This window comes from Halomonas nitroreducens (genome assembly GCF_003966155.1).
In the GTDB taxonomy this organism is placed as follows: Bacteria; Pseudomonadota; Gammaproteobacteria; order Pseudomonadales; family Halomonadaceae; genus Halomonas; species Halomonas nitroreducens.
The window spans coordinates 41,652-64,443 of the sequence record NZ_RXNS01000002.1 but is presented as its reverse complement, the minus strand read 5'-3'; the positions used below and the strand labels follow the sequence as shown (position 1 = coordinate 64,443).

The window sequence follows — 22,792 nt, the reverse complement described above, 5'->3', positions numbered from 1 at the left end:
GCAGGATGAAGTTATACATCATCCATAGGGGAGGGGAAACGATGAAACTGATGACGTTGGCTGCTGTTGCTGTTCTTGCCACAGCCTCATCCATGAGCCTGGCGCAAGATCTGACGGAAATCGATAAGCCCGCCTCGGAATTGGAACAGGTGCTAGCACATGAAGTTGAGCTGTCCGCCGGTGCTCAAGAGGTACGGGTGGTCAGGGTCACGATGGAACCGCATACGGCAGCGGCATGGCACAACCATCCTAGTCCAGTCTATGTGTATGTCGAAGAAGGCGAGGTGGTGCTCGAGGTGGAAGGTGAAAGCAAGACGATCAAGGCAGGAGAAGCGATTGCCGAACCCCTGGATGCCCGGATGCGGGCACTGAACACGACCGATAAACCTGCCCGAGCAGTGGTATTCCAGATCAGCCCTACAGAGGAGGCATTCCTTGAGGAGGAGCCGCAGGAATAGGTGTTCCCACTCGCGGCAGTAGCGCTGGTGCTAAGCCCTGAGGGGGAGTTGCTTTCCATGCTTTTCATGAGTGAGGGTAGATCACACTTTTTCCTTATCATACTTCGAAGATTGATCTGCCCTCCTCTTTCCTAGAGGTCACGCAAAACCCCGCCGTCACGCCAGTAAACATGCGGATCGCATATGCTGTATATGCTTCTACCCTAGAGGGGTGGAATATCAAGCATGGCAGTAAGCTAAGGAGGGTAGGGGGTAATACTGGCAGAGTTGTGGGTTGATGACCCATTAATATACGGGTGACGCCATCATTTCACGTAGGGGTTGCTATTGCTCTGGATGGCCGTGATCCATCGGTTCCGCTCGCGCTCCCATCTATCTACCGGATCCTGATTCGGCCAGGCATTAAAGAGCTGCTGTTGCTGGCGGCTGATACGAATGCCGTAGGTGTCGCGCATGTACCAGTAGGTTCGAGCAATATCACCTCGGACATAGGCAGGAGGCTGGAAGGCGTCGACTTCGAAGGATACCTGGGCCTGGCACTGGCCGTACTGGTATGCATCCGAGCCAGTGAGCATGCCATACCGTAAGTTTGACCTATCCCCGTTCACCTCGCCTACCGATGGTACCAAGTTGTGGAGGTCGACCTCGGCCCGACGGAACACCTCGTCATCGGAGCGGCAGAGATCACGTCCGCCTTCTTGCCAGCACTGACGCTGCCGTCCGAAGTCGTAGGCAGGGACGACGTGTTCCCACTCGATGCGAGAGGCGCGCTCCTGCTGCTTGCGCACCTCATACCCACAGTTGGCGAGCTCCGGCCCTTCCTCGAAGTCGAAGGCGCATTGGCAGTAGAAGGTGAGTTCCCGGTCATGGTAGATCTCCTGCTCTGCGAGTCGCTTCGCGGCCGAGAAGGAGGAGGGGAACTCTGCTCCAGCCAAGGAAGGCAGCATGGCCAGCAGGGTGATGGTAATGATCGTTGGTAGGCGCATCCCTGTGCTCCCCGGCAGCCAATGCCCGGAGTGTAGCAGCCCGATGGTGCCTCCTGATGGTCGGCCGGATGGGAGTGATGCTGGGTTCCTGTCCGGTATCTTGTCGTGGCGCTTGCGCTGGATCGTTCAACGACTTCCAATGGCGGTGTGAGACAATCCAAGAATTGTGAGACAGAGGGCCTTGCAGGGTGCTGATAGGGGAAGGGATGCCACGGTAGCTGTGACTCTACCATTGAGTAGTTCCCATTCAATCACTCATTTCCTGGTCCGGTAGCCATAACCTCTAGCACCGTGCATTGGCATGTATCCTCACCGACCTCGTCAGTCCTGACCCTGTACCTGGCGAAATGCAGGGCGGTCTCAATGACAATCACTGGTTCGACGAGAGCGCCCTCGACGTGACGAACAGCAGCATTGTTCGGTTCCCTGAACTGCTGGACATGAGCCAGGAGACGGTCCGTACCGTGGTTTCCGACCACGCGCCGATCTATCTCACACTTGGTGATGCGACTCCAGGATTCGTGTCACCAGCTGGCGATGCTGTGGCCAGCACCAGTGACTGTATTGACCTAAACAGCGCGCGAGCCAGCAAACTCGACGAGTTGCCGAACGTCAGTCCGGCCCGCGCTCAGGACATCATCGACGGCCGGAATTGGGGATCGGTTGATGAGTTGGTAGAAATCGCCGGGATTGGCCCTGCCCGGATGGAAGAGATACGTGACAGCGGGCTGCTCTGCATCTGACCGCTGGCACTTGGAACATTCCTAGCCCCGTTGTGGTCGACATAGTCCCCAAGCCTCTGACTATCAACAAGGAATCTTCTCATGGACGTGATCCGAATTATACTGTCGATTCTCCCGCCCCCGTTGGGCGTCTTCCTCCAGGTCGGCCTCGGCCTTCACTTCTGGATCAACATCCTGCTGACGCTGCTGGGCTACATTCCCGGTATTGTTCACGCGGTGTGGATCATCGCACGGCGGTGAGGCGATAGTGCTGGTTCGGCGGGGCCGGCTATGCTGATCTCATGTGTGGACGTTTTGCCCTCTATAGCCCTTACCCGAAGCCGGTATAACGTGGCGCCGGGCACTTGGATCACTGTGGTGCGTCATCCCAGCGATGACGCACCACTGGTGATGGACCAGGTGTGGTGGGGCTACCGGCCGCACTGGGCAAAGGAGAAAGCGCCCGAGCCCATCAACGCCACCGTCGAGAAGGTGGCCACTTCCAACTACTTCAAAGGGGCGTTCGCCCATCACCGCTGCCTGGTGCCGGCGGACGGCTGGTACGAGTGGCTGCCGGTGGACGGCAGGAAGCAGTCGCACTTGCTGTGCCGCGAGGATAGCGAGCCGATCTGGCTGGCGGGCATCTGGAGCGAGCGGCCGGACGGCAAGCCCGGCTGTGCCATGCTCACCGAGCCGGCCCGCGGTGTGGCCAAGGAGATTCACCCGCGCATGCCACTGGCCCTGGACGAGGAGAGCCTCGAGTCCTGGCTCGACCCCCACCTGACTGACCGCGAGACGATTCGGCAGGTTGTGCACCATCTGCCTGCCGACATGCTAACCCACTGGCCGGTGAGCACGAGGGTCAACAAGCCCACTCACGATGATGCGGACTTGATCGAGCCCATCGCTTCCTGATTCGAGTAGTGCTCCGTAATGTGGCCGCAGGCCTGGCAGGTGATGCGATATCGCCTGCTATCGGTCTTCTCCAGGTCGAACGCAGCCCAGCGTGGGCCGTCCTTCGCGCGGATCTCCGTGGCGCCACACGGGCACATCATCACCCAGCGCCCCCCTGGGTACTGGCATCAGTGTGATTTCTGGCATGGCCTGGCCTTCCCTGTTGCCCCTTCAAGGTATGCAACGCAGTCAGGCGGCGACTGTAGGACATCGACGATGGGCTCTGTGCTGGTACGACGATTCGTGCCGTGAGGTGGTGGAGGGTTGGGGAGGCAGGCCTTGCCGAGCAAGGTCGGCAAGGCCCTCGAGCCGGTGGGATTACTCGGCGGGCTTGAGGGTTCCCAGCCCGGTTTCCTTGACGAAGTAGGTGCCTTCCAACTCATCCAGCAGGGAGAGCGTATTGCGGGCCATCAGCAGGCCCATTTTCGGGTGCTGGCGAAGGAACACGGTGTTGCCGGGTTCCACATTGATATCGATGGAGGCCCAGTTCTCTGCCTTGGAGTAGACGGTGTGCTGGCCCGGCTCGACGGGGAAGTAGATGTGCTGGTTACCCCGGTTGTAACCAACCTCGGAGGTATCCGCCTTGTCATCCAGAAAGACATTGAAGCGAACCAGCGTGCCGACCATCTCAGGGCGCACGACGTAGACCATGCCTTCATCGGCCGCCGGCTGCTGGGGGAGGGTGTAGCCCTGCAGATCAGCTTGCATGTTGGCCGAGGAGGGCGCCTTGGCCACACAGCCCGTCATCAGCACCAACACCAGCATTGCCAGCACTAGCTTGCCGTAACCCATCACCCGCGCGTTTCCTGCGTTCATGAACAACTCCTTATGATTTTTTTCGGCTCTCATTATGAAAGCCCTTTGTCAGTCGGCAAGAGGCTGTTTCCCTCCATCTCATCACGAGGGGAGGTCATACCTATCGCTCGATCTGCGGGCAGTGTCTTCGCTGACCAGAGTGTCTGATCGGCAAGCCCGAGCTTTACTTTAGCCTTGGCTTATAGGGCGTCAAGTGGCGCCTTTGGGTAGCTCGAGCCAGTTGGTCGTCCAGCGGGGAGTGCGGTGAGCGCATCGCAGATGCCAGGCGGCGTTCTGGCTTGGCATGCCGAGACGCACGGTGCCGTGGCCCATTTTCTGGTTGAGCTCGTCCAGGGCGGCCATTAGCTGGTGATCGCGATCACGCTGGGCGGCCCGTTCGGGCGTGTCGAGCAGCGAGAGCTGCTGGCGGTTGGCGTCCACCAGGTCGAACAACATCACCCCACCTTTCATGAACTGGTACCCGCGGCGATAGATCGCCTCGAGGCCCTGATGGGCGGCGGCCAGAATCGGTCGGCTGTCGTCTGTGGGCTCGGGCAGCTCGACCACGACGCTGGGGGAGTACTGGGGCAGGTCCGATCGATGGCAGTTGGTCTTGAGGAAGACGAGTATGGCGCGGGCCAGGCTGTCCTGCCGGCGCAGCTTCTCGGCACCGCGCTGAGCATGCTGGCGGATCGCCTCCTGCAGCTCGCCCAAGTCGCCGGTGTGGCGGCCGAAGGAGCGCGAGGTCATGATGCGATCGCGTGGCCGGTCGGCGTCGTTGAGCTCGATGCAGGGCATGCCCTGGAGCTCGCGTACCGTGCGCTCGAGCGTGACGGAGAAGCGCCGGCGGATGGCCTTGGGATCGGCCTGGCGGAGATCCCAGGCGGTCTCGATGCCCTGGAGGGCCAGCCGCTCGACTAGCCGCCGGCCGACACCCCAGACGTCGCCCAGGGCGGTGCGCTCGAGCAGGCGGCGTGTCTCGGCGCCGTCGGCGGGTATCACGCAGGTGCCACCGTACTCCGGCAGCTTCTTGGCGGCGCGGTTGGCCAGCTTGGCCAGGGTGCGGGTGGGCGCCACGCCCACGCAGACGGGGATGCCGGTGAACTGGCGCACGTTGCGGTAGAGGGTGCGTGCCAGCTGTCGGGTGGTGGCCGCATCGAAGCCGTCGAACAGGACGAACATCTCGTCGATGGAGTAGGGCTCGACGCCGGCGGAGAACTCCTCAAGGACCTCGCGCACCCGGGCGGACATGTCGCCGTAGAGCTCGTAGTTGGAGGAGAGCAGGTGGATGCGGCCCTGGTTGACCCACTGCTGCAGCTCGAAGGCTGGGGTGCCCATCTCCACGCCCAGGGCCTTGAGCTCGTTGGAGCGAGCGATCACGCAGCCGTCGTTGTTGGACATCACGCCCACGGGTACGCCCTCCAGTCGCGGCTGGAAGACCCGCTCGCAGCTGACGTAGAAGTTATTGCAGTCCACCAGGCCGATCATACGGGGTACTCGTGAATCACTGAGCGCACCACGCCCCACACCTGGCAGTCCAGGTCCGCCACCGGGATCGGCGTGTAGCGGCTGTTGCCGGAGCACAGGTAGGGCCGCTTACCGATCATCTCGTAACGCTTGACGATCACCTCGCCATCCACCAGGGCGACGACGATGTGGCCGGGCCGGGCGTCGATGGAGCGGTCCACCACCAGGGTGTCGCCGTCCTGGATGCCGAAGTCGACCATGCTGTCGCCAGTGACGGTCATGAAGAACGTGGCCGAGGGGCGCTTCACCAGCCGCTCGTTGAGGTCGAGCGTGCGGCCGACGTAGTCCTCTGCCGGCGAGGGAAAGCCGGAGATGCCCGCGCGAATGGTGGCCAGCGGGTGGGGCAGGGCGCGGTACGGCGGTGCCGGGTGGGGATGGTAGATCTCGGGGACACGCATGGCATGGTCTCTTGCTAAATACTGATTGTTTATACAGTATTCGACACCGGCGCACCCTTAGGCAAACGCTAATATGTACAAACACGAGGGGCGCAGGGCAGCCGGGCCCGGCATGGCGCGGCTGGGGAGCAATCAGAACTGGCAGGGACGATATGCGATTGAACTACCTGGGCCCGGCATGTCTGGGCATCGACCACCCCGCGCTGGAGGGCTATGACCTGACGCACTTCAAGACAAGCTGCTATCTGGTAGGGGGATCTAGGAAGCGAATGTATTCCAGATAGTCGCAGTGCTTCTCGAAGGAGGCCTTCAAATGCAAACGTCCTCCTGCAAACACCAGCGTATGGGGAACAATGACCCGCTTTTCGCCGGCGGCGCGGAAGAAGGAAACGTAGGTGATCTCCCGACGCTGCCCTCTCGGGCAGCCATGACGACCTCGCACCCTCTGTGGTGGCACCAGTTGAGTCGGAAGCGGCAACGTTTTTTGGTCGTGACCGGGCCGATGCCCAGCCCGGAGAAGGGAGAGTCTGGCGTCCGGCAGGAGCCCATCAGAAGTGGGTAATACTCGACCCTGCCTTGGGCAAGGCGCTAGGAAAACGGCCCATGTGCAGGAAGCCGCGCCGCGCCGCGACTCGTCGTAGGTCAGGTTGTCCGGTGCGTGTTCCCGGTAGCGACGCAGCACTTTCTGGGCCTGCTGACGGCCGATGCCGAACGCTTCACCGATCTGTGAGGCCACCACCTGGCCCTCCCAGAACACCAGGATCTAGATCAGCCGGTAACGAGCCAGGCTTTCCCAGGGGATTGGAGTAAGAGTGTTCATGAGATCTGCGTCCGTGGTGGCCAGTCCGGATCCGTGGGTGATCCAAGTCAAGACCGGGTTGATAAGTATTATGGATGAATCTTCAGGGTGGCAGGGGGTGATTAAGAATGCTTGTATGAAATAGCCGACAAGATAATGCGAGGGACAAGGATGTCGTATTACCTCTACTGGGGTAAGGCCAAGCCGGAGGATAGGGGCGATAGCTGCCATCTGTTGCCATACCACAGTTTGGATGTGGGGGCTGTGGGTTGGTACCTGCTCGAGCCTCAACGACCCCTGACCCAGCGTTTGGCCAGCCAGCTCGGTCTACCTCCCGACTCCTTGCGACGATTCTTCGTCTTTCTTCTAGGCCTGCATGATCTCGGCAAATTCGCCCGTGCCTTTCAGGGGGTGGCCCGGCCGGATGGTGTCGAACTGGCGCCCCCAATCGAGCGGTTGGCCTATAACGAGCGCCATGACCGGCTAGGGGCCTTGCTATGGCAGTCCTGCTGGATCGAGTGGCTGCAGGACGGCACGCTGCGCTGGCCTGACCGCGATCTCGATCGCAAGGCGCGTCGACAGCTCAGCGAGACGTTGCGGGTCATCCTGGCCCCGATGTTTGGCCATCATGGCCAGCCAGTGGAGGCCGGCCGGCTGGAGCCGACGGAGTTCTTCGGGCACGACGATTGCGCCTCGGACAGTGAAGCCGCCCGCCGATTCGTCGCCGACTGGGCCGACTTGACCGACCTCGACTGGCCGGTCGATCAACTACTCTGCCCCGAGTGGCGGGAAGCCTTTCTCGAATTGAGTTGGACGGTCGCGGGCTGGGCCACCCTCAGCGATTGGTTGGGCTCGAATCGCGACCATTTCACATACTGCCAAGGCCCGATGCCGCTGGCCGATTACTGGCCCATCGCGCTCGAACGTGCCGAGCAAGCGTTGCAGGAGAGCGGCTTTGCAAAGCCTCCCGAGCCGGTGCCCTATGTCGGGCTGGCCAGTTGGTTCGGCAGCCAGTCAATCACGCCGACCCCGCTGCAGCGGGAAGCCGAAACCCTGCCCATCGGCGACGGCCCCCAGCTATTCATCCTTGAGGACGTGACCGGCACCGGCAAGACCGAGGCGGCCTGCATCCTCGCCCAGCGCCTGCTGGCGGCGGGGCATGGCGAGGGGCTCTATTTCGCCCTGCCAACCATGGCGACCTCCAATGCCATGTATGAGCGACTGGGGAATCTGCATCAACGTTTCTATGCCGCGTCGTCTCGCCCTTCCTTCGTGCTGGCCCATGGCGCTCGCGAACTGAACGATACCTTCGTTAAGGCCGTGGCCGCGGAGCAGCCGGAAGACCGAGACTATACCGCCGATGACATGACGGCCACGACGCGCTGCAACCGCTGGCTGGCCGATTCACGCAAGAAGTCTCTTTTGGCCGATGTGGGGGTGGGTACCATCGACCAGGCGCTGATGGGGCTGCTGCCGTTTCGGCACCAGTCGCTGCGCCTATATGGCCTTGCACGCAAGGTGCTGATCGTCGATGAGGTGCATGCCTACGACCACTACATGCAGACCCTGCTCAATCAGCTGCTGGCCCATCATGCGCGTCAGGGGGGGAGCGCCATCCTGCTGACAGCCACCATGCCACGCGCCATGCGCGAGGCCCTGGCCACGGCATGGAAGGAAGGACTGGGACAGGCACCGGCCTCGATGCAAGAAGAGACATTCCCGCTGTTGACCCAGATCGGCCATGAGATGGAGCGGGAAGTCCCCTTGGCCACTCGCTCCGAAGTGTCACGCGAAGTGCGCATCGATTGGCTGGCCACGGAAGAGCAGGCGCTCGAGACGGTACTGGCGGCACTCGAGGTAGGGGAGTGCGTCGCCTGGGTCCGCAACACCGTGGACGATGCCATTCGTGCCTATGAGCAGATACGTCAGCACCATCCCGATCCCGAGCGCTGCCTGCTGTTCCACAGCCGCTTCGTGATGGCCGATCGTCAACGCCTTGAGTCGGATGTCATCGAGCGATTGGGCAAGGCCTCCACCCCCGATCAGCGTCGTGGCCAGGTACTGATCAGCACCCAGGTTTTCCAGGAATCCCTAGATTGCGATGTCGATCATATGGTCAGCGATCTCGCTCCCATTGATCTGCTGGTCCAGCGTGCCGGGCGGCTGCAGCGACATGTGCGTGGCCTGCGTTGCGCCCCCGTGCTTGCTGTGCTGGCGCCGGAATGGAGCGACTCGCCGGATGCCCAGTGGCTTAGGCGCACTCTTCCAGGGACCCAGGCGGTATATCGCGATACCTCCCTGGTGTGGCTGACCCAGCGCGTGCTACGCGAGCTGGGCGCAATCCGCATGCCCGATGAGGCGCGGACGCTGATCGAGAGCGTCTACGGCGAGGTCGCCGACTTGATACCGGATGGCTTGCAGGAGGCGAGGTGGGAGCAACGCGGCATGCAGGGAGTGGCCGTCTCGATGGCCAACTTCAATTCACTGTCACTCGAGCAGGGCTATCTATGTCATCCCGAGTTCGATCAATGGCAGGAGCAGCAGGAGATCGGCACTCGCCTGATCGATGAGCCCACGGTAAACGTCGCACTGCTCAAATGCATGGCCGATGGTGAGCTGACGCTATGGACCGAGGGGGAGCACCACGCCGCCATGCTCAGCCAGGTCAAGCTGCGCCAGAGCCAGGCAGAGAAGCTGGCGGGCTTGCCGGCCGACCACCAGACCCAATGGGAAGCCCTCCAGAAACATTACAAGGCGCTGTGTTTCACTCAGCCTTGGCTGGTCGAGTCCGATACCGCCTGTTCCTATGACGCGCGGTGGGGCGTGCTGTTTTCAGTCAATACGGATAACCAGGGGGATGAATGTGAATCTGCTTAAAAGTCCATGGCTGCCTTTCCGCACCTGGGAAGGTGCCATCGTCTATCGCCCGCCCACTGCGGTAGCCGATCCCGAAATCGTCGATCTGGTGCTACCTCGAGCGGATTTTCAGGGCGCCGCCTATCAGTTCCTGATCGGCTTATTGCAGACCGCGTTGCCGCCGCAGGATCACGTCGACTGGCTGGTCCGCTTTATCGAGCCGCCTAGCGTCAATGAGCTGGGAGCCGCCTTCGCACCTTTTGGCGCGGCCTTTGAGCTGGATGGCGATGGTCCCCGCTTTATGCAGGATCTCGATCCTCTCGATGACGTCAAGGACGGCACAGTTAGCGGCTTGTTGATCGATGCGCCGGGGGCGAACGGCATCAAGAACAACACCGACTTCTTCGTCAAGCGTGGGCGTGCCGAGTCGATGTGCGAGGACTGCGCGGCATTGGCCCTGTTTACCATTCAGATCAATGCCCCTGCCGGCGGGGCGGGCATTCGCGTCGGCCTGCGAGGAGGTGGGCCGCTGACCACGCTTGTATTGCCTGAGGCAGCTGATGCCAGTCTGTGGCCTCGTTTGTGGCTGAACGTCGTGACATCCAAGGCGCTGGCGCGGTCCGGGCAGTCATGGCAGGCGCCACGCGCCGATGACGATAGCTTGTTCCTCTGGATGGCGCCGACCCGGGTCAGCGACAAAAAGGGCACGGAGGTCCTCCCCGAGGGCATGCATGCGTTGCATCCCTACTGGTCGATGCCGCGCCGCTTTCGGCTGCTGTTTGAGGACACTGCGTGTCGCTGCGACATCTGTGGGCGGGAAACCACTCGCGCCGTGCGTCGCATCCGTGGCAAGAAGCAGGGCCCCAACTACGACGGGCCCTGGCTGCACCCGCTGACGCCTTACCGTCGTGATCCCAAGAAGCCCAATGAGCCGCCCTTATCCACCAAGGGGCAGTCGGGCGGGCTGGGCTATCAGCACTGGTCGAACCTGGTATTGCACGATGCCGACACCAGCGGCGCGCTGCCCGCTTTGGTGGTGCAGCACTATGTCTCGGAAAAGGTGGTGGCCGTCGACGAGGAACGCCGCTTCGGGGAAGAGATCGACGCCCTGTTCAAGCATGTCCGGTTGTGGGCCTTCGGCTATGACATGGACAACATGAAGCCCCGGGGTTGGTACAGCGTCGAGATGCCACTGGTCGCCGTGCCTCCCGCTCACCACGAGCGGCTGCGTGAGTGGGTACAGCGCTTCACCGACTTGGCTCGCCAGGTGGCCTGGATGGTGCGCACCCAGGTCAAGAATGCCTGGTTCGCTCGCCCCTCCGATGCCAAGGGCGACATGAGCCATATCGATCTGGCCTTCTACGACGCCACCCGCGATGCTTTTTTTCACGCCTTGTTCGTCTTCCAGCAGACGCTGGCAGAGGCCGATGGCACGCCGTGTCTGCCTTCCAAGGTGGCCGAGCAGTGGTACCGGACCTTGAAGCGTGAGGGAGTGGCGCTATTCGAGGAGCAGGCCCTGAGCGGGGCGCTGGAGGCGGTGGACCTACAGCGTGCGACCGCGGCAAGGCGTCAGTTGCAGGGCTTTCTGTCCGGTCGTAGCAAGGGCAGCAAAGTCATTCGTCAATTTGCCGAGACCGGCGGCTTCGATTTGATCCCCGAGCCGGCAGCTACAGAAGAGGGTGTGTCATGAGTGAACCGGAACTCGCACCCGCGGCGGAGGCCCCGTCGCGCGTCAACGAATGGCTGTATGCCATCAAGCCAAGGGAAGCGGGTGCCCTGCGGCGCTGGTGGCAGCGTCTGACACTTTCCGCTGAGGCGTTGAAGGCCCATACCGATGCCCCGCCTTGGCCCAAGGGCATTCGGGCGACACTGCGTCGCTGCGACACCATCGAAGCCGCCATGCTGACGGAGGCCTTCCGGCATCTATGGAGCTCATTGCCGGCGACAGACGATCAGCCGGAAAGACCGCGGGACCAGCGGTTGCAGGCCTGGGCATCTATCGCATTGGTGGTGGCCGAGCTTCGCGAGGAACAGCCCAATATGCCGCTGGGAGCTGGCCTCGGTCGGCAGAAGCGCGACACCGGCAAGCCATGCATGAGCGAATTGCGGTTCCAGCAACTGATGACGTCTCGTACGCCGGAGGAGCTGGTGCAGCGTCTGCGCCGTGCCCTGGCGTTGATCGACAAGCGGGGCGTCAGCGTCGTGCATCTGGCCGACAACATCGCGCTGTGGTGGCGTGAATATCAAGGTGGGTCCTCGCCGCAACCCACCCGGCGACTGGGCTTCGTGTGGGCCAACGACTATTTCGGCGCTACGGCCGGCTATCGACAAGACAACCAGTGATTCGTCAATCAGAACTAGGAACCAAGCACATGAGCCACTTCATCCAACTGCACCTGCTGACCGCCTATCCACCCGCCAATCTCAACCGCGACGATCTGGGCCGGCCCAAGACCGCGATCATGGGGGGCGCCAAGCGCCTGCGCGTTTCGTCACAGAGTCTCAAGCGTACCTGGCGCACCTCGGCGATGTTCGAGGAAGCCGTGGGGCAGCATCGCGGCATGCGGACCAAGCGCGTGGGTCTCGAGGCCGAGAAATGCCTGTGGGAAAAGGGCGTGAAAGAGAAAGATGCCCGTGCCTGGGCCACGGAGATCGCCAAGGTCTTCGGCGAGGTGGCCAAGGGCGAGCTGGAAACCAGCCAGCTGGTCCACGTCGGCCCCGAGGAGCAGGCCGCGGTCGATGCGTTGGTCGAGAGGCTGGCCGACGAAAACCGTGCGCCGGAGAAGGAAGATCTCGATCTGCTGCGCCACAGGACGTCGGCCGTCGATATTGCGTTGTTCGGCCGCATGCTGGCGGCGTCTCCGGCCTTCAACGTCGAGGCCGCCTGCCAGGTCGCCCATGCGATCACCGTGCATGCCGCCGAAGTCGAGGACGACTACTTCACAGCGGTGGATGACCTGAACACTGGCGATGAGCATCGCGGGGCGGCGCACGTCGGCGAAGCTGGGTTCGGCGCAGGCCTGTTCTATAGCTATGTGTGCATCGATCGACGTCAGCTGATCGAGAACCTCAACGGTGATGATGCCCTGGCCGATCGGGCCATCGCTGCCCTGGTGGAGGCGGCCGTGAAGACCTCGCCCAAGGGCAAGCAGAACAGCTTCGGCTCCCGCGCCCACGCGAGCTATGTACTGGCCGAGAAAGGCGACCAGCAGCCACGTTCACTCTCGGCCGCTTTCCTGCGTCCTGTCTCGGGACAGGACCAGACGCTGGATGCCATCAGCCGGTTAGAGCGCCAGGCGCAGGCGTTCGACGATGCCTATGGCCCGGGCGCCGAACGTCGTTTCATTTTGGTCGCCGACCCCGACTACCGGGAGCCGCGTCTGGCCGGCGGTGTCGCCATGGGGAACCTCACCGAGCTGGCTGACTTTCTGGCCAATGAGCAGTAAGGAGCCGACATGATGGAGTATCTGGTCTTTCGGCTCTATGCGCCTCTCGCCAGCTGGGGCGAGGCGGCGGTGGGTGAGTCGCGCCCCACCGCCACTTACCCGGGGCGCAGTGCCATCATCGGGTTGCTTGGCGCGGCGCTGGGGGTGCGTCGGGATGATGATTCGGGACAACGCCAACTGCGCAATAGCGTCAGTATCGCCATCAAGCAGCGTTCCCCTGGCAGCCTTATGCGCGACTACCACACCGTGCAGGTGCCGGCATCGCAATCCAAGGTGACGTACCGTACTCGGCGGGATGAATTGAGTGCCCCGCGCAAGGTCATCAACACTATTCTTTCCAGCCGTGATTACCGATGCGACGGGCTCTGGACAGTCGCCGTCTGGCTGACGCCTCAGGCGGAGTTGACGCTCGAAGACCTGGAGCGGGCACTCAAGGCACCGCATTTCCCGCTCTATCTGGGGCGGAAGGCGTGCCCACCGGGGGCTCCGCTCGCGCCGCGTCGAGAAGCATTCGCCCAGCTGCGAGAAGCCCTGGATGCCGAATTTCCTCCGTTATACGGAAAGAATGCGGGTGACGAGCGCAGGGCCCTGAGACTGCCGGAAAACGAGTTCTATGCCTGGGAAGGGGCTGCAGATGTCCTGGATGGCAACGGTCAGGGCGTGGAGTCTAGCGAGGTCTGGGATATGCCACTCAATCGCCGCCGCTGGCAGTTCGGGCCGCGCGTCGAATACCGCCGCGTAATACGGGCTAGGGAGGAACGCTAATGTACCTTTCTCGTGTACGTGTCGATCTCAACGGCCTGTCTCGTGAGACCCTGTTTGAGATCATGGGCGGTGAGGCCTATGGCGCCCACCAGCTGCTCTGGCGGTTGTTCCCGGAGCACCAGGGGCCGCGACCGTTCCTGTTTCGCCAGGAAATGGACGAACCCGAAGAGGGAGGGGCGCCGAGGGGCTTGCCGCTTTTCTATGTGTTGTCCGATCGCGAACCGGTGCCCATCCCCCGTTTGCTTGAAACGCAGTGCAAGCCGTTCGCGCCGGCCTTGGAAGCAGGAGATAAGCTCGCCTTCCGGCTGCGGGCCAATCCTACCGTCGCGAAGTCGGTGGCAGGCAAGCGAGGGCAGCGTGCCGATGTGTTGATGGCGGCTAAGTACCCCTTCGAGGTGGGCAAGGAGCGGACCAGCCAGGCCTGTATCGAGGCGATGGATGAGGCTGCGCGTGGGTGGCTGGCAGAGCGCGCCGAATTTTGGGGATTCCACTTGCCGGTTAAGCCCGAGGTGGGAGCCTATCGTCAGCATGCCTTGCCAAAGGACAGGGGCCATCCCATCCGCTTTTCCAGTGTCGACTATGAAGGCTTGCTAGAGGTCACCGAACCGGGCCGATTGATCGAAATGCTGGCTCAGGGCGTCGGGCGTGCCAAGGCCTTCGGATGTGGCTTGATGTTGCTGCGTCGACCTTAATCGACACCGGGCAAGGAGGCCGAGATGGGATTCATTCCACTCAAGCCCATCCCCGAGAAGGACCGCATGTCGATGATCTTCGTCGGCATGGGGCAGATCGACGTGCGTGACGGAGCCTTCGTCGTCATCGACGAGGTCAATGGGGAGCGCATGCATATCCCCGTTGGCTCGGTGGCCTGCCTGTTGCTTGAGCCGGGCACCCGGATCTCGCATGCTGCGGTCAAGTTGGCCTCAGTCGTTGGCACACTGCTGATCTGGGTTGGCGATGCCGGGGTTCGTCTCTATAGCGCCGGCCAACCTGGTGGGGCACGCTCCGACAAGCTGCTCTATCAGGCACAGTTAGCGCTGGATGACCAGCTGCGCTTGAAGGTTGTGCGCAAGATGTTCGAACTTCGATTCGGCGAGCCACCGCCTTCGCGGCGTAGTGTCGATCAGCTCCGCGGCATGGAGGGCGCTCGGGTCCGCAAGACCTATCAGCTTCTCGCCAAGCAGTATGGCGTGAAGTGGCATGGTCGGCGCTATGACCCAGCCCAGTGGTCCGCCTCAGACGTGGCCAACCAGTGCCTGTCCGCTGCCACCGCCTGTCTTTACGGTATCACCGAGGCGGCAATCCTGGCAGCGGGCTATGCACCGGCTATCGGCTTCCTGCATACCGGCAAACCGCAGAGTTTCGTCTACGATATTGCGGATCTCGTGAAATTCGAGACGGTGGTCCCGGCGGCCTTCAGGGTAGCGGCGAGGAGTCCTCTGGCGCCAGAACGTGAGGTGCGCATCGCCTGCCGTGATGCCTTCAAGCAGACAAAGCTGCTGCAGCGCCTGATTCCGATGATCGAGGAGGTGCTGGCGGCCGGCGAAATATCCCCACCGCTCCCAGCGCCCGAGGCCATGCCGCCGGCCATTCCCGAGCCGGAGTCTGTTGGCGACCAGGGGCACCGGAGCAAGTGATATGGCGATGCTGGTCGTGGTGACTGAGGCGGTGCCGCCGCGCTTGCGCGGCAGGTTAGCCGTCTGGCTGCTGGAGATTCGCGCCGGTGTATACGTCGGCGATGTCACCAAGCGCGTACGCGAAACGATCTGGGAACAGATCAATGCCCTGGCTGAGGACGGTAATGTCGCCATGGCCTGGGCCAGCAACCATGAGTCCGGCTTCGAATTCCAGACTTACGGGGTCAACCGGCGCGAGCCGATCGACCATGATGGTCTACGGCTGGTGCGTTTTCTGCCGCCAAAGCCAACTAACTGATTTTTCATGTTCTTTAACAATGTAGTCTGGTTGAAAAGTAAGCAAAATCGCTGGTGGAAAATTCACTGGCGATTTTCTTCATTGTAAACAGTTATCTACAATTAGACTGGTCCCCGCAGGTGCGGGGATGACCCGTTGATCCCGGTAGCCGTCTCAATCTCGCGAAACTGGTCCCCGCAGGTGCGGGGATGACCCGAGGAATATCAGGACGGCGCGACCGCCTCTGTCCTGGTCCCCGCAGGTGCGGGGATGACCCGGCCGGTAACGTCATGGGTGAGGCCGGGCAGAGCTGGTCCCCGCAGGTGCGGGGATGACCCGGCCGAGCACCTAATCCGCCTGCGCGGATCCGACTGGTCCCCGCAGGTGCGGGGATGACCCGCGATGGCCGTTCTGATGGGGGAACTGGGCGCCCTGGTCCCCGCAGGTGCGGGGATGACCCGCGATGACGATGCGCTGGCCTGCCAGCACTGCGCTGGTCCCCGCAGGTGCGGGGATGACCCGTACCACGTCCGGCTAAAGGGCGCATGGGTGGACTGGTCCCCGCAGGTGCGGGGATGACCCGGAAAGCCTCGACCTGCTCAACGAGAGTGTCAGGCTGGTCCCCGCAGGTGCGGGGATGACCCGCTACCAGTATTTTCATTTCATTTCCCCCTGTTCTGGTCCCCGCAGGTGCGGGGATGACCCGGCGTAACGTCGAGCGTACCGTGGTACTTGATGCTGGTCCCCGCAGGTGCGGGGATGACCCGTCCGCTAAAGACTCTGCCTTTCAACTCGGCGCCTGGTCCCCGCAGGTGCGGGGATGACCCGAGTTCATCGTGATGTTTGCCGACTGGTACGCTCTGGTCCCCGCAGGTGCGGGGATGACCCGGCACCTATGACAATTGCATCATCACGAACACGCTGGTCCCCGCAGGTGCGGGGATGACCCGCCTTCATGGGATGATGCGCCAGAGTGGGCGGACTGGTCCCCGCAGGTGCGGGGATGACCCGTGGTCACGGTGAGAGGGCTCCCATCGATGGCACTGGTCCCCGCAGGTGCGGGGATGACCCGGCCTCTTGGCGGGTAGCTATCTCGGTGTCCTGCTGGTCCCCGCAGGTGCGGGGATGACCCGCAGCAGGGGCGGGCGCGAACCCATGCGAGATACTGGTCCCCGCAGGTGCGGGGATGACCCGGAGGATGCCGAGTGACCACTCGCACCGAACGCCTGGTCCCCGCAGGTGCGGGGATGACCCGGTATCATGCCCAAGCTTGGTCCGATTGCCGCCCTGGTCCCCGCAGGTGCGGGGATGACCCGTAGACAGCACGCAGGGACTTCCCGGAGCCAGGCTGGTCCCCGCAGGTGCGGGGATGACCCGGTGTCTCCCTGGTCGAGCAGTGCGGCGATCTCCTGGTCCCCGCAGGTGCGGGGATGACCCGCTCTCTCAGGGATTGCTCAGCCAGCCGTTGAACTGGTCCCCGCAGGTGCGGGGATGACCCGTGGCGGCGCCAGGTGGAGAAGGACCTGCGCCGCTGGTCCCCGCAGGTGCGGGGATGACCCAGCGTAATCACAGCAAAATACCCCCGACAGTCCCTGGTCCCCGCAGGTGCGGGGATGACCCGGCGTCAGGCAGTGGCGTTACCGTGTCGCCCGTCTGGTCCCCGCAGGTGCGGGGATGACCCGCTCCACATCCTGCTGAGGGCGACTCATGTCAACTGGTCCCCGCAGGTGCGGGGATGACCCGTTTGGGCCGGTCCCGCTGGGTGTAGACAAGGCCCGGTCCCCGCAGGTGCGGGGATGACCCGCGTTGGTCCTGAATCACGTCGGGGTTGGTGTCCTGGTCCCCGCAGGTGCGGGGATGACCCGAAACCCCTCGAGGTAGCCATCAATCTGTTTATCTGGTCCCCGCAGGTGCGGGGATGACCCGGCGCAGGAGGCACGTCATGCCCAACAGCCAAACTGGTCCCCGCAGGTGCGGGGATGACCCGGCCTGGCTGAGGCCCATCTCGCTGGTCCAGCCCTGGTCCCCGCAGGTGCGGGGATGACCCGTTCGCGAGCCTGAGAAATATAGTTTTTAATGGCTGGTCCCCGCAGGTGCGGGGATGACCCGCAGGTAAAAGAGATGGCGGCCCGGGAGGGCGTCTGGTCCCCGCAGGTGCGGGGATGACCCGTGATTTCGCCGCTGGTCGGGTCCTCGGTCCACCTGGTCCCCGCAGGTGCGGGGATGACCCGGTGAATCCCAAGTACGACGGCAGCGACCCACGCTGGTCCCCGCAGGTGCGGGGATGACCCGGATGAGCCGTATCGCCGAGCTGATGCCCCTTTCTGGTCCCCGCAGGTGCGGGGATGACCCGGAGCTAGAAAGGGATGGTAAGGGTCGAGATCACTGGTCCCCGCAGGTGCGGGGATGACCCGTCCACCTCTTGCGCCATCTCAGCCGGGGTCAGCTGGTCCCCGCAGGTGCGGGGATGACCCGAACTGAAACTGACGGATACCCCAGGTCGCCGACTGGTCCCCGCAGGTGCGGGGATGACCCGACGGCGCGGCGCTGGGCACGCGGCCAGCAGCGCTGGTCCCCGCAGGTGCGGGGATGACCCGACCGAGGTCAATGCGCTGGTGCGGCACTACCTCTGGTCCCCGCAGGTGCGGGGATGACCCGGCCCCTCCGGAGAGGGGCCCATGGCAGGGATGCTGGTCCCCGCAGGTGCGGGGATGACCCGTCTTCAACCTGGTGCCCGAGCCCGCCGTGGCGCTGGTCCCCGCAGGTGCGGGGATGACCCGGTGGTTGGGGCACCGACGATGGTGTGCCCCACCTGGTCCCCGCAGGTGCGGGGATGACCCGGGCACGGACAGTGCCGGGTAGCCGGCCTGCCACTGGTCCCCGCAGGTGCGGGGATGACCCGCCTTCGTTCAACCACATGGAGGGTCAGCCATGCTGGTCCCCGCAGGTGCGGGGATGACCCGGGCGTGCAGATCCCCTGGACCGGCGAGGACATCTGGTCCCCGCAGGTGCGGGGATGACCCGCTCACGGCGCAGGCTAGTGAAAGCATCGGGGGCTGGTCCCCGCAGGTGCGGGGATGACCCGGCCGCCGGCCTGCTGGCCGCCGAGATTACCGCCTGGTCCCCGCAGGTGCGGGGATGACCCGATCCAGGCCGAGCACAGCACGGGCGGCAGCCGCTGGTCCCCGCAGGTGCGGGGATGACCCGGACATGTCACCGGCGCTCGACATCCTCGAGGCCTGGTCCCCGCAGGTGCGGGGATGACCCGCCGTCGCGCGGGTCGGCGCGCAGCTGGGCGCCCTGGTCCCCGCAGGTGCGGGGATGACCCGGGCACGAGCAACAGCGGGGCAGCACCATACTCCTGGTCCCCGCAGGTGCGGGGATGACCCGTTGACGATGGCCGCCCGGCCCACGGCCAGGCTCTGGTCCCCGCAGGTGCGGGGATGACCCGACGTCGCCGGCCAGACTGAGGCGCTGGGATTCCTGGTCCCCGCAGGTGCGGGGATGACCCGACTCCGCCACCGAATACCTAGCCCCTCTTTCTCTGGTCCCCGCAGGTGCGGGGATGACCCGCCATGAATGCCCTCTCCCTGATGGCACGCCCTCTGGTCCCCGCAGGTGCGGGGATGACCCGCCCAGCCCCTCCAGCCACCGGACGATGCCGGGCTGGTCCCCGCAGGTGCGGGGATGACCCGCCATCAATACCCGACACCTGGGTGGCGCCACTCTGGTCCCCGCAGGTGCGGGGATGACCCGGTGTTTTCCCCGATGCCGCCCAGCCTGATGGCCTGGTCCCCGCAGGTGCGGGGATGACCCGCCCCTGGTCGATGAATCGAAGAACAGGCGTCCCTGGTCCCCGCAGGTGCGGGGATGACCCGGTGCGGGAATGCCCGTTGATCCAGTCGCCATGCTGGTCCCCGCAGGTGCGGGGATGACCCGCACGGGGCCTACTACTACCGGCCCCGGGAGAACTGGTCCCCGCAGGTGCGGGGATGACCCGTCCTCGAGGCGGTTGCCCTCGTTGTCCATGGGCTGGTCCCCGCAGGTGCGGGGATGACCCGATGGCTAGCATGGCCAATCCGCGACAGTGATGCTGGTCCCCGCAGGTGCGGGGATGACCCGCAGCTAGAGGAGGTCATCGAATGATGAGAAGCCTGGCCCCCGCAGGTGCGGGGATGACCCGTTAGGGGGTGGTGTAACTCCAGTTATGTGATCCTGGTCCCCGCAGGTGCGGGGATGACCCGGTCCGAACCGAAGACCTGGAGGTATTCGCCTACTGGTCCCCGCAGGTGCGGGGATGACCCGGATGAGCGAGCGACAGGCGGGATATTACTGGACTGGTCCCCGCAGGTGCGGGGATGACCCCGTCGGGGGCGGCAGCGACTTTTTGACGCCTTTCCTTCGACACTACGATCATCCGGCACCCTGCAACTAATGGCTGAACGCGGCTTTACAGGTTCGGCGCTTACGCAATTTGGCGTGTTATACAATACCGAATCTGAAACTTTCCCCCTGTGCGACTCGAAGGGGTGACACGAGACTTATGAGCACAACACCGAGGGGCCTAGAGGTTGCCGAGGCGTACCAACTACTGCGAGATTATGTTGACCGTTACCAGCGCCAGCATGGACACCGACCGGCCACTGTGTCGAAAGGTCGGGTTGGTCGTGGTTTGTTGTTGCTATCGCATGGAACCCATACGGAACCCACAGCGATACAAACGAAAAACCGCCACCCGGCATGATCCGTAAGTGGCGGTTTCTCTTGGTGTTCATGGTCGGAGCGACAGGATTCGAACCTGCGACCTTTGCAACCCCATTGCAACGCGCTACCAAGCTGCGCCACGCTCCGACGTCCTCATTTTTTCGGGCCCTGATCCTGCCTGACCCCCGAGAACGAGGCGTATACTAGCGCGTTCCACGGCAAATGAAAAGCCCCCTTTTGCGCTTTTGTTTCAATTGCTTGGCCCTGCTGGCCCGGGCGGTGCCGGTACGGCCAGGCTTTGTCACAATAAGGACCTGAACGGGTGCTGTGAGACACAAGCCGAGCCGGGGAGGGCGGCGATGCCATTGATCATGGGAATGAGCATGCTGCTGGCATGCCAGATGCTGGGGGAGCTGGTCGCCAGGGGCCTGGGGGTGTCGATACCGGGGCCGGTGATCGGCATGGTGATACTGTTGGCGAGCCTGATGGTGTACGGCAAGGTGCCGAGTAGCCTGAGGAGCACGGGAGAGGGACTGCTGCGCTACCTGACGCTGCTGTTCGTGCCGGCGGGCGTGGGACTGATGGTGCATGGCGCCCTGATCGGTGCCGATTTCTGGCCCATCGTGATAACCCTGTTCGCGGCCACCGCCGTGACCCTCGCGGTAACCGGCTGGGTGCTGGCCCGGCTCCAGGGGCGTCGTGCCCGGAGGTCGTCATGAAAGTTGCGGCCCTCGACCAGCTCTGGGTCTACCTTTCCGGCAATCCGCTGCTGTCGCTGCTGGTGACCCTGCTGGCGTTCCAGCTGGCGGTGAGGGTCAACCGGGCCTTGGGCGGCACGCCGCTGCTGCATCCGGTGACGCTATCCATTGCCTTGTTGATCGGCTTTCTGCTGCTGGTGGACATGGACTACGCCACCTACTTCGAGGGCGCCCAGTTCATCCACTTCCTCCTGGGGCCGGCCACCGTAGCCCTGGCCATCCCGCTCTACGATCACCGCGAGCGCGTGCGGCGGCTGTTGCTGCCGTTGCTGGTGGCCTGCGTCACCGGCATCGTCACCGCCGTGGCCAGCACCCTCGGCCTGGCCATGCTGTTCGGGGCGCGCCACGAGACCCTGATGTCGCTGGCGCCGCGCTCGGTGACCTCGCCCATCGCCATGGGGATCGCCGAGCAGATCGGCGGCATTCCCTCGCTGGCGGCCGGACTGGTGCTGCTGACTGGCTCCATCGGTTGCATTCTCGGCCCCCCGATCTTCCGGCTATTGAGGATCACCGATCCCGCGGTGCAGGGCTTCACCATGGGGCTGGCCGCCCACGGCTTCGGCACGGCGCATTCCTTTGCACGGCTCGGCGCCGTCGCCGGGGCGTTCTCGGGGCTTTCCATGGGGCTGACGGGGCTGCTGACGGCCTTCCTGCTGCCGCTGATCACTCGCCTGCTGGGGCTAGGCTAAGCTTTGTCTGAAAAGTCGGCGAGCGATGGCCAGACAAGGCAAAAATCGGAGAAAAGACGGAGTTTACGCGGTGTAAATGAGTACTTTGAGCCGATTTTTAACGCCGGATGGGCGAGCGCAGGCAGTTTTCAGACAAAGCACAGTCGCCCCCGGGGCCACTGGATGGCCCTGCGGGGGCGAGGCGGCGAGTGGTTCAGATTTCCTCCCAAATCCGCTTGCGAAAGTCCTCTGACAGCTCGGCGACCTTCTCGAGCCGCTGCATGTGGGTCTGGGTGACGTGTTCCATGAGCTGCTGGTAGCACTCCTGGAGGTCCTGCGGGTTGGCGGGGGTCTCGCTGTTGATACACCCGGATAGCCGCTGGCCGCTCTCGGCCAGCGCATGCAGGCACTGAGCCTCGAACTGCATGGCTTCCGCAAGGCTTTCCATCCAGGCCAGTTGCATGCGGGCCATGGGCGTGACGCCCTGGAGCCATTGCTGACTCCACAACTGCATCATGGCGTCAGTGGGCTCTTTGAGCGCATCGGCGGCATCACCCTTTTGTTCAGTCATCACGCGTCTCCTGGAGGTGTCGGGGACAGGCGCTGCGGAGGCCGCGAGCACGGCGCGCTCCGCATCGTTACCAGTATAGAAGGGCATGCCTGTCCCGGGAGCGTCGTGGCGTGCATTCGTCGCTTGTGATGATGTAGGTCAACGCCCCGCTGTCGTCGTGCTGAGCCATACTCCCGGGGCAAACGTCCAGTGAGGAGGCATTACCCCATGTGGAACGTGATCAAGTCGGTGCTGGCCGCCTTCTTCGGCGTCCAGAAGGAGGCCCGTCGGCGCGAGGACTTCGAGAAGGGCCGGGCCGGTCCCTTCATCATCGTCGGCGTGGTGATGGGCGTCGTGCTGGTCGTGTTGATCGCTCTGGTGGCCTCGATGGCGGCGAAATGATGCCGTGCTGAACGTTGATAGGCGCGTTTACGGGGCGGCTTCCCTCTGGCCGGTGATGTCCTGGCGGGCTTCTATACTCGATCAAGGCAT

At 63.5% G+C, this 22,792-nt stretch carries 21 protein-coding genes, 1 tRNA gene and 1 CRISPR repeat array; of the genes, 15 read left to right on the top strand and 7 right to left on the bottom strand.

Annotated features, from left to right (window positions below):
- The first annotated feature begins 41 nt into the window (after positions 1-41).
- Positions 42-458, top strand: a complete 417-nt coding sequence (locus EKG36_RS02220; protein WP_185827455.1) for a cupin domain-containing protein — start codon at positions 42-44, stop codon at positions 456-458.
- A gap of 305 nt (positions 459-763) precedes the next feature.
- Here the strand turns inward: EKG36_RS02220 and EKG36_RS02215 are convergent, their stop codons facing one another.
- The gene (locus EKG36_RS02215; RefSeq protein WP_126480599.1) at positions 764-1,444 is read right to left on the bottom strand and encodes an endonuclease; all 681 of its coding nucleotides are present in this window, start codon (positions 1,442-1,444) and stop codon (positions 764-766) included.
- Positions 1,445-1,740: 296 nt separating this feature from the next.
- Between EKG36_RS02215 and EKG36_RS02210 the strand changes: the two genes are divergently transcribed.
- The 3 genes from EKG36_RS02210 (at position 1,741) to EKG36_RS02200 (ending at position 3,081) form a co-directional block, all read left to right on the top strand.
- Positions 1,741-2,187, top strand: a complete 447-nt coding sequence (locus EKG36_RS02210; protein WP_126480597.1) for a ComEA family DNA-binding protein — start codon at positions 1,741-1,743, stop codon at positions 2,185-2,187.
- A gap of 81 nt (positions 2,188-2,268) precedes the next feature.
- The gene (locus EKG36_RS02205) at positions 2,269-2,427 is read left to right on the top strand and encodes a YqaE/Pmp3 family membrane protein (protein ID WP_126480595.1); all 159 of its coding nucleotides are present in this window, start codon (positions 2,269-2,271) and stop codon (positions 2,425-2,427) included.
- Positions 2,428-2,544: 117 nt separating this feature from the next.
- Entirely contained in the window at positions 2,545-3,081 is a 537-nt protein-coding gene (locus tag EKG36_RS02200; protein WP_246007407.1) for an SOS response-associated peptidase, read from the top strand.
- 357 nt (positions 3,082-3,438) lie between these two features.
- Here the strand turns inward: EKG36_RS02200 and EKG36_RS02195 are convergent, their stop codons facing one another.
- The 4 genes from EKG36_RS02195 to EKG36_RS21145 form a co-directional block, all read right to left on the bottom strand.
- Positions 3,439-3,936, bottom strand: coding sequence for a DUF2846 domain-containing protein (locus tag EKG36_RS02195; RefSeq protein ID WP_221766032.1), 498 nt, complete (start codon positions 3,934-3,936; stop codon positions 3,439-3,441).
- Positions 3,937-4,125: 189 nt separating this feature from the next.
- Positions 4,126-5,403, bottom strand: coding sequence for a Y-family DNA polymerase (locus tag EKG36_RS02190; protein WP_126480591.1), 1,278 nt, complete (start codon positions 5,401-5,403; stop codon positions 4,126-4,128).
- A complete protein-coding gene (locus tag EKG36_RS02185; protein ID WP_126480589.1) occupies positions 5,400-5,840 on the bottom strand; it encodes a LexA family protein in 441 nt (146 codons plus the stop codon). Before EKG36_RS02185 ends, EKG36_RS02190 begins: the two co-directional genes overlap by 4 nt.
- Before the next feature lie 241 nt (positions 5,841-6,081).
- Positions 6,082-6,597 (bottom strand): helix-turn-helix domain-containing protein, encoded by a 516-nt coding sequence (locus tag EKG36_RS21145; RefSeq protein ID WP_484103581.1) that lies wholly within the window; start codon positions 6,595-6,597, stop codon positions 6,082-6,084.
- A gap of 213 nt (positions 6,598-6,810) precedes the next feature.
- On the opposite strand from EKG36_RS21145, the gene cas3 reads away from it, so the two are divergent.
- Genes cas3 through cas2e form a run of 8 tightly spaced genes read left to right on the top strand, consistent with a single transcriptional unit; the run spans position 6,811 to position 15,641 of the window.
- Positions 6,811-9,516, top strand: a complete 2,706-nt coding sequence (gene cas3, locus EKG36_RS02180) for a CRISPR-associated helicase Cas3' (protein ID WP_126480587.1) — start codon at positions 6,811-6,813, stop codon at positions 9,514-9,516.
- Positions 9,497-11,185, top strand: coding sequence for a type I-E CRISPR-associated protein Cse1/CasA (gene casA / locus EKG36_RS02175; RefSeq protein ID WP_246007406.1), 1,689 nt, complete (start codon positions 9,497-9,499; stop codon positions 11,183-11,185). The genes cas3 and casA overlap by 20 nt, the downstream gene beginning before the upstream one ends.
- Positions 11,182-11,838 carry a type I-E CRISPR-associated protein Cse2/CasB gene (gene casB / locus EKG36_RS02170; RefSeq protein WP_126480585.1) on the top strand — a complete coding sequence of 219 codons (657 nt, stop codon included), beginning with the start codon at positions 11,182-11,184 and terminating at the stop codon, positions 11,836-11,838. The genes casA and casB overlap by 4 nt, the downstream gene beginning before the upstream one ends.
- A 29-nt stretch (positions 11,839-11,867) precedes the next feature.
- Positions 11,868-12,941, top strand: a complete 1,074-nt coding sequence (gene cas7e, locus EKG36_RS02165; protein ID WP_126480583.1) for a type I-E CRISPR-associated protein Cas7/Cse4/CasC — start codon at positions 11,868-11,870, stop codon at positions 12,939-12,941.
- 9 nt (positions 12,942-12,950) lie between these two features.
- Positions 12,951-13,706 (top strand): type I-E CRISPR-associated protein Cas5/CasD, encoded by a 756-nt coding sequence (cas5e, locus tag EKG36_RS02160; protein WP_126480581.1) that lies wholly within the window; start codon positions 12,951-12,953, stop codon positions 13,704-13,706.
- Positions 13,706-14,398 (top strand): type I-E CRISPR-associated protein Cas6/Cse3/CasE, encoded by a 693-nt coding sequence (gene cas6e, locus EKG36_RS02155; protein WP_126480579.1) that lies wholly within the window; start codon positions 13,706-13,708, stop codon positions 14,396-14,398. Before cas5e ends, cas6e begins: the two co-directional genes overlap by 1 nt.
- A gap of 24 nt (positions 14,399-14,422) precedes the next feature.
- Entirely contained in the window at positions 14,423-15,343 is a 921-nt protein-coding gene (cas1e, locus tag EKG36_RS02150; protein ID WP_126480577.1) for a type I-E CRISPR-associated endonuclease Cas1e, read from the top strand.
- A gap of 1 nt (position 15,344) precedes the next feature.
- Positions 15,345-15,641, top strand: coding sequence for a type I-E CRISPR-associated endoribonuclease Cas2e (cas2e, locus tag EKG36_RS02145; protein WP_126480575.1), 297 nt, complete (start codon positions 15,345-15,347; stop codon positions 15,639-15,641).
- Between the two features lie 106 nt (positions 15,642-15,747).
- A CRISPR array of direct repeats spans positions 15,748-19,986; the repeat unit is 29 nt; unit sequence CTGGTCCCCGCAGGTGCGGGGATGACCCG.
- A gap of 408 nt (positions 19,987-20,394) precedes the next feature.
- Here cas2e and EKG36_RS02140 read toward each other — a convergent pair.
- A tRNA-Pro gene (locus EKG36_RS02140) sits at positions 20,395-20,471 on the bottom strand.
- Positions 20,472-20,683: 212 nt separating this feature from the next.
- On the opposite strand from EKG36_RS02140, the gene EKG36_RS02135 reads away from it, so the two are divergent.
- On the top strand, positions 20,684-21,043 hold the full coding sequence (locus EKG36_RS02135) for a CidA/LrgA family protein (protein WP_126480573.1): 360 nt from the start codon (positions 20,684-20,686) through the stop codon (positions 21,041-21,043).
- The gene (locus EKG36_RS02130) at positions 21,040-21,771 is read left to right on the top strand and encodes an LrgB family protein (protein ID WP_126480571.1); all 732 of its coding nucleotides are present in this window, start codon (positions 21,040-21,042) and stop codon (positions 21,769-21,771) included. Before EKG36_RS02135 ends, EKG36_RS02130 begins: the two co-directional genes overlap by 4 nt.
- A gap of 193 nt (positions 21,772-21,964) precedes the next feature.
- Here EKG36_RS02130 and EKG36_RS02125 read toward each other — a convergent pair whose 3' ends face one another.
- Positions 21,965-22,321 carry a hypothetical protein gene (locus tag EKG36_RS02125; protein WP_126480569.1) on the bottom strand — a complete coding sequence of 119 codons (357 nt, stop codon included), beginning with the start codon at positions 22,319-22,321 and terminating at the stop codon, positions 21,965-21,967.
- A gap of 207 nt (positions 22,322-22,528) precedes the next feature.
- Between EKG36_RS02125 and EKG36_RS02120 the strand changes: the two genes are divergently transcribed.
- On the top strand, positions 22,529-22,702 hold the full coding sequence (locus tag EKG36_RS02120) for a DUF2970 domain-containing protein (RefSeq protein WP_126480568.1): 174 nt from the start codon (positions 22,529-22,531) through the stop codon (positions 22,700-22,702).
- Positions 22,703-22,792 lie beyond the last annotated feature (90 nt).

Coding starts and splice junctions, on each gene's coding strand:
- EKG36_RS02120 (WP_126480568.1), top strand. CDS start 22,529: ATGTGGAACGTGATCAAGTCGGTGCTGGCCGCCTTCTTCGGCGTCCAG.
- EKG36_RS02125 (WP_126480569.1), bottom strand. CDS start 22,321: ATGACTGAACAAAAGGGTGATGCCGCCGATGCGCTCAAAGAGCCCACT.
- casA (WP_246007406.1), top strand. CDS start 9,497: ATGAATGTGAATCTGCTTAAAAGTCCATGGCTGCCTTTCCGCACCTGG.
- EKG36_RS02215 (WP_126480599.1), bottom strand. CDS start 1,444: ATGCGCCTACCAACGATCATTACCATCACCCTGCTGGCCATGCTGCCT.
- cas1e (WP_126480577.1), top strand. CDS start 14,423: ATGGGATTCATTCCACTCAAGCCCATCCCCGAGAAGGACCGCATGTCG.
- cas3 (WP_126480587.1), top strand. CDS start 6,811: ATGTCGTATTACCTCTACTGGGGTAAGGCCAAGCCGGAGGATAGGGGC.
- EKG36_RS02185 (WP_126480589.1), bottom strand. CDS start 5,840: ATGCGTGTCCCCGAGATCTACCATCCCCACCCGGCACCGCCGTACCGC.
- cas5e (WP_126480581.1), top strand. CDS start 12,951: ATGATGGAGTATCTGGTCTTTCGGCTCTATGCGCCTCTCGCCAGCTGG.
- cas2e (WP_126480575.1), top strand. CDS start 15,345: ATGGCGATGCTGGTCGTGGTGACTGAGGCGGTGCCGCCGCGCTTGCGC.
- cas7e (WP_126480583.1), top strand. CDS start 11,868: ATGAGCCACTTCATCCAACTGCACCTGCTGACCGCCTATCCACCCGCC.
- cas6e (WP_126480579.1), top strand. CDS start 13,706: ATGTACCTTTCTCGTGTACGTGTCGATCTCAACGGCCTGTCTCGTGAG.
- EKG36_RS02130 (WP_126480571.1), top strand. CDS start 21,040: ATGAAAGTTGCGGCCCTCGACCAGCTCTGGGTCTACCTTTCCGGCAAT.
- EKG36_RS02195 (WP_221766032.1), bottom strand. CDS start 3,936: ATGAACGCAGGAAACGCGCGGGTGATGGGTTACGGCAAGCTAGTGCTG.
- EKG36_RS02205 (WP_126480595.1), top strand. CDS start 2,269: ATGGACGTGATCCGAATTATACTGTCGATTCTCCCGCCCCCGTTGGGC.
- EKG36_RS02220 (WP_185827455.1), top strand. CDS start 42: ATGAAACTGATGACGTTGGCTGCTGTTGCTGTTCTTGCCACAGCCTCA.
- casB (WP_126480585.1), top strand. CDS start 11,182: ATGAGTGAACCGGAACTCGCACCCGCGGCGGAGGCCCCGTCGCGCGTC.
- EKG36_RS02190 (WP_126480591.1), bottom strand. CDS start 5,403: ATGATCGGCCTGGTGGACTGCAATAACTTCTACGTCAGCTGCGAGCGG.
- EKG36_RS02135 (WP_126480573.1), top strand. CDS start 20,684: ATGCCATTGATCATGGGAATGAGCATGCTGCTGGCATGCCAGATGCTG.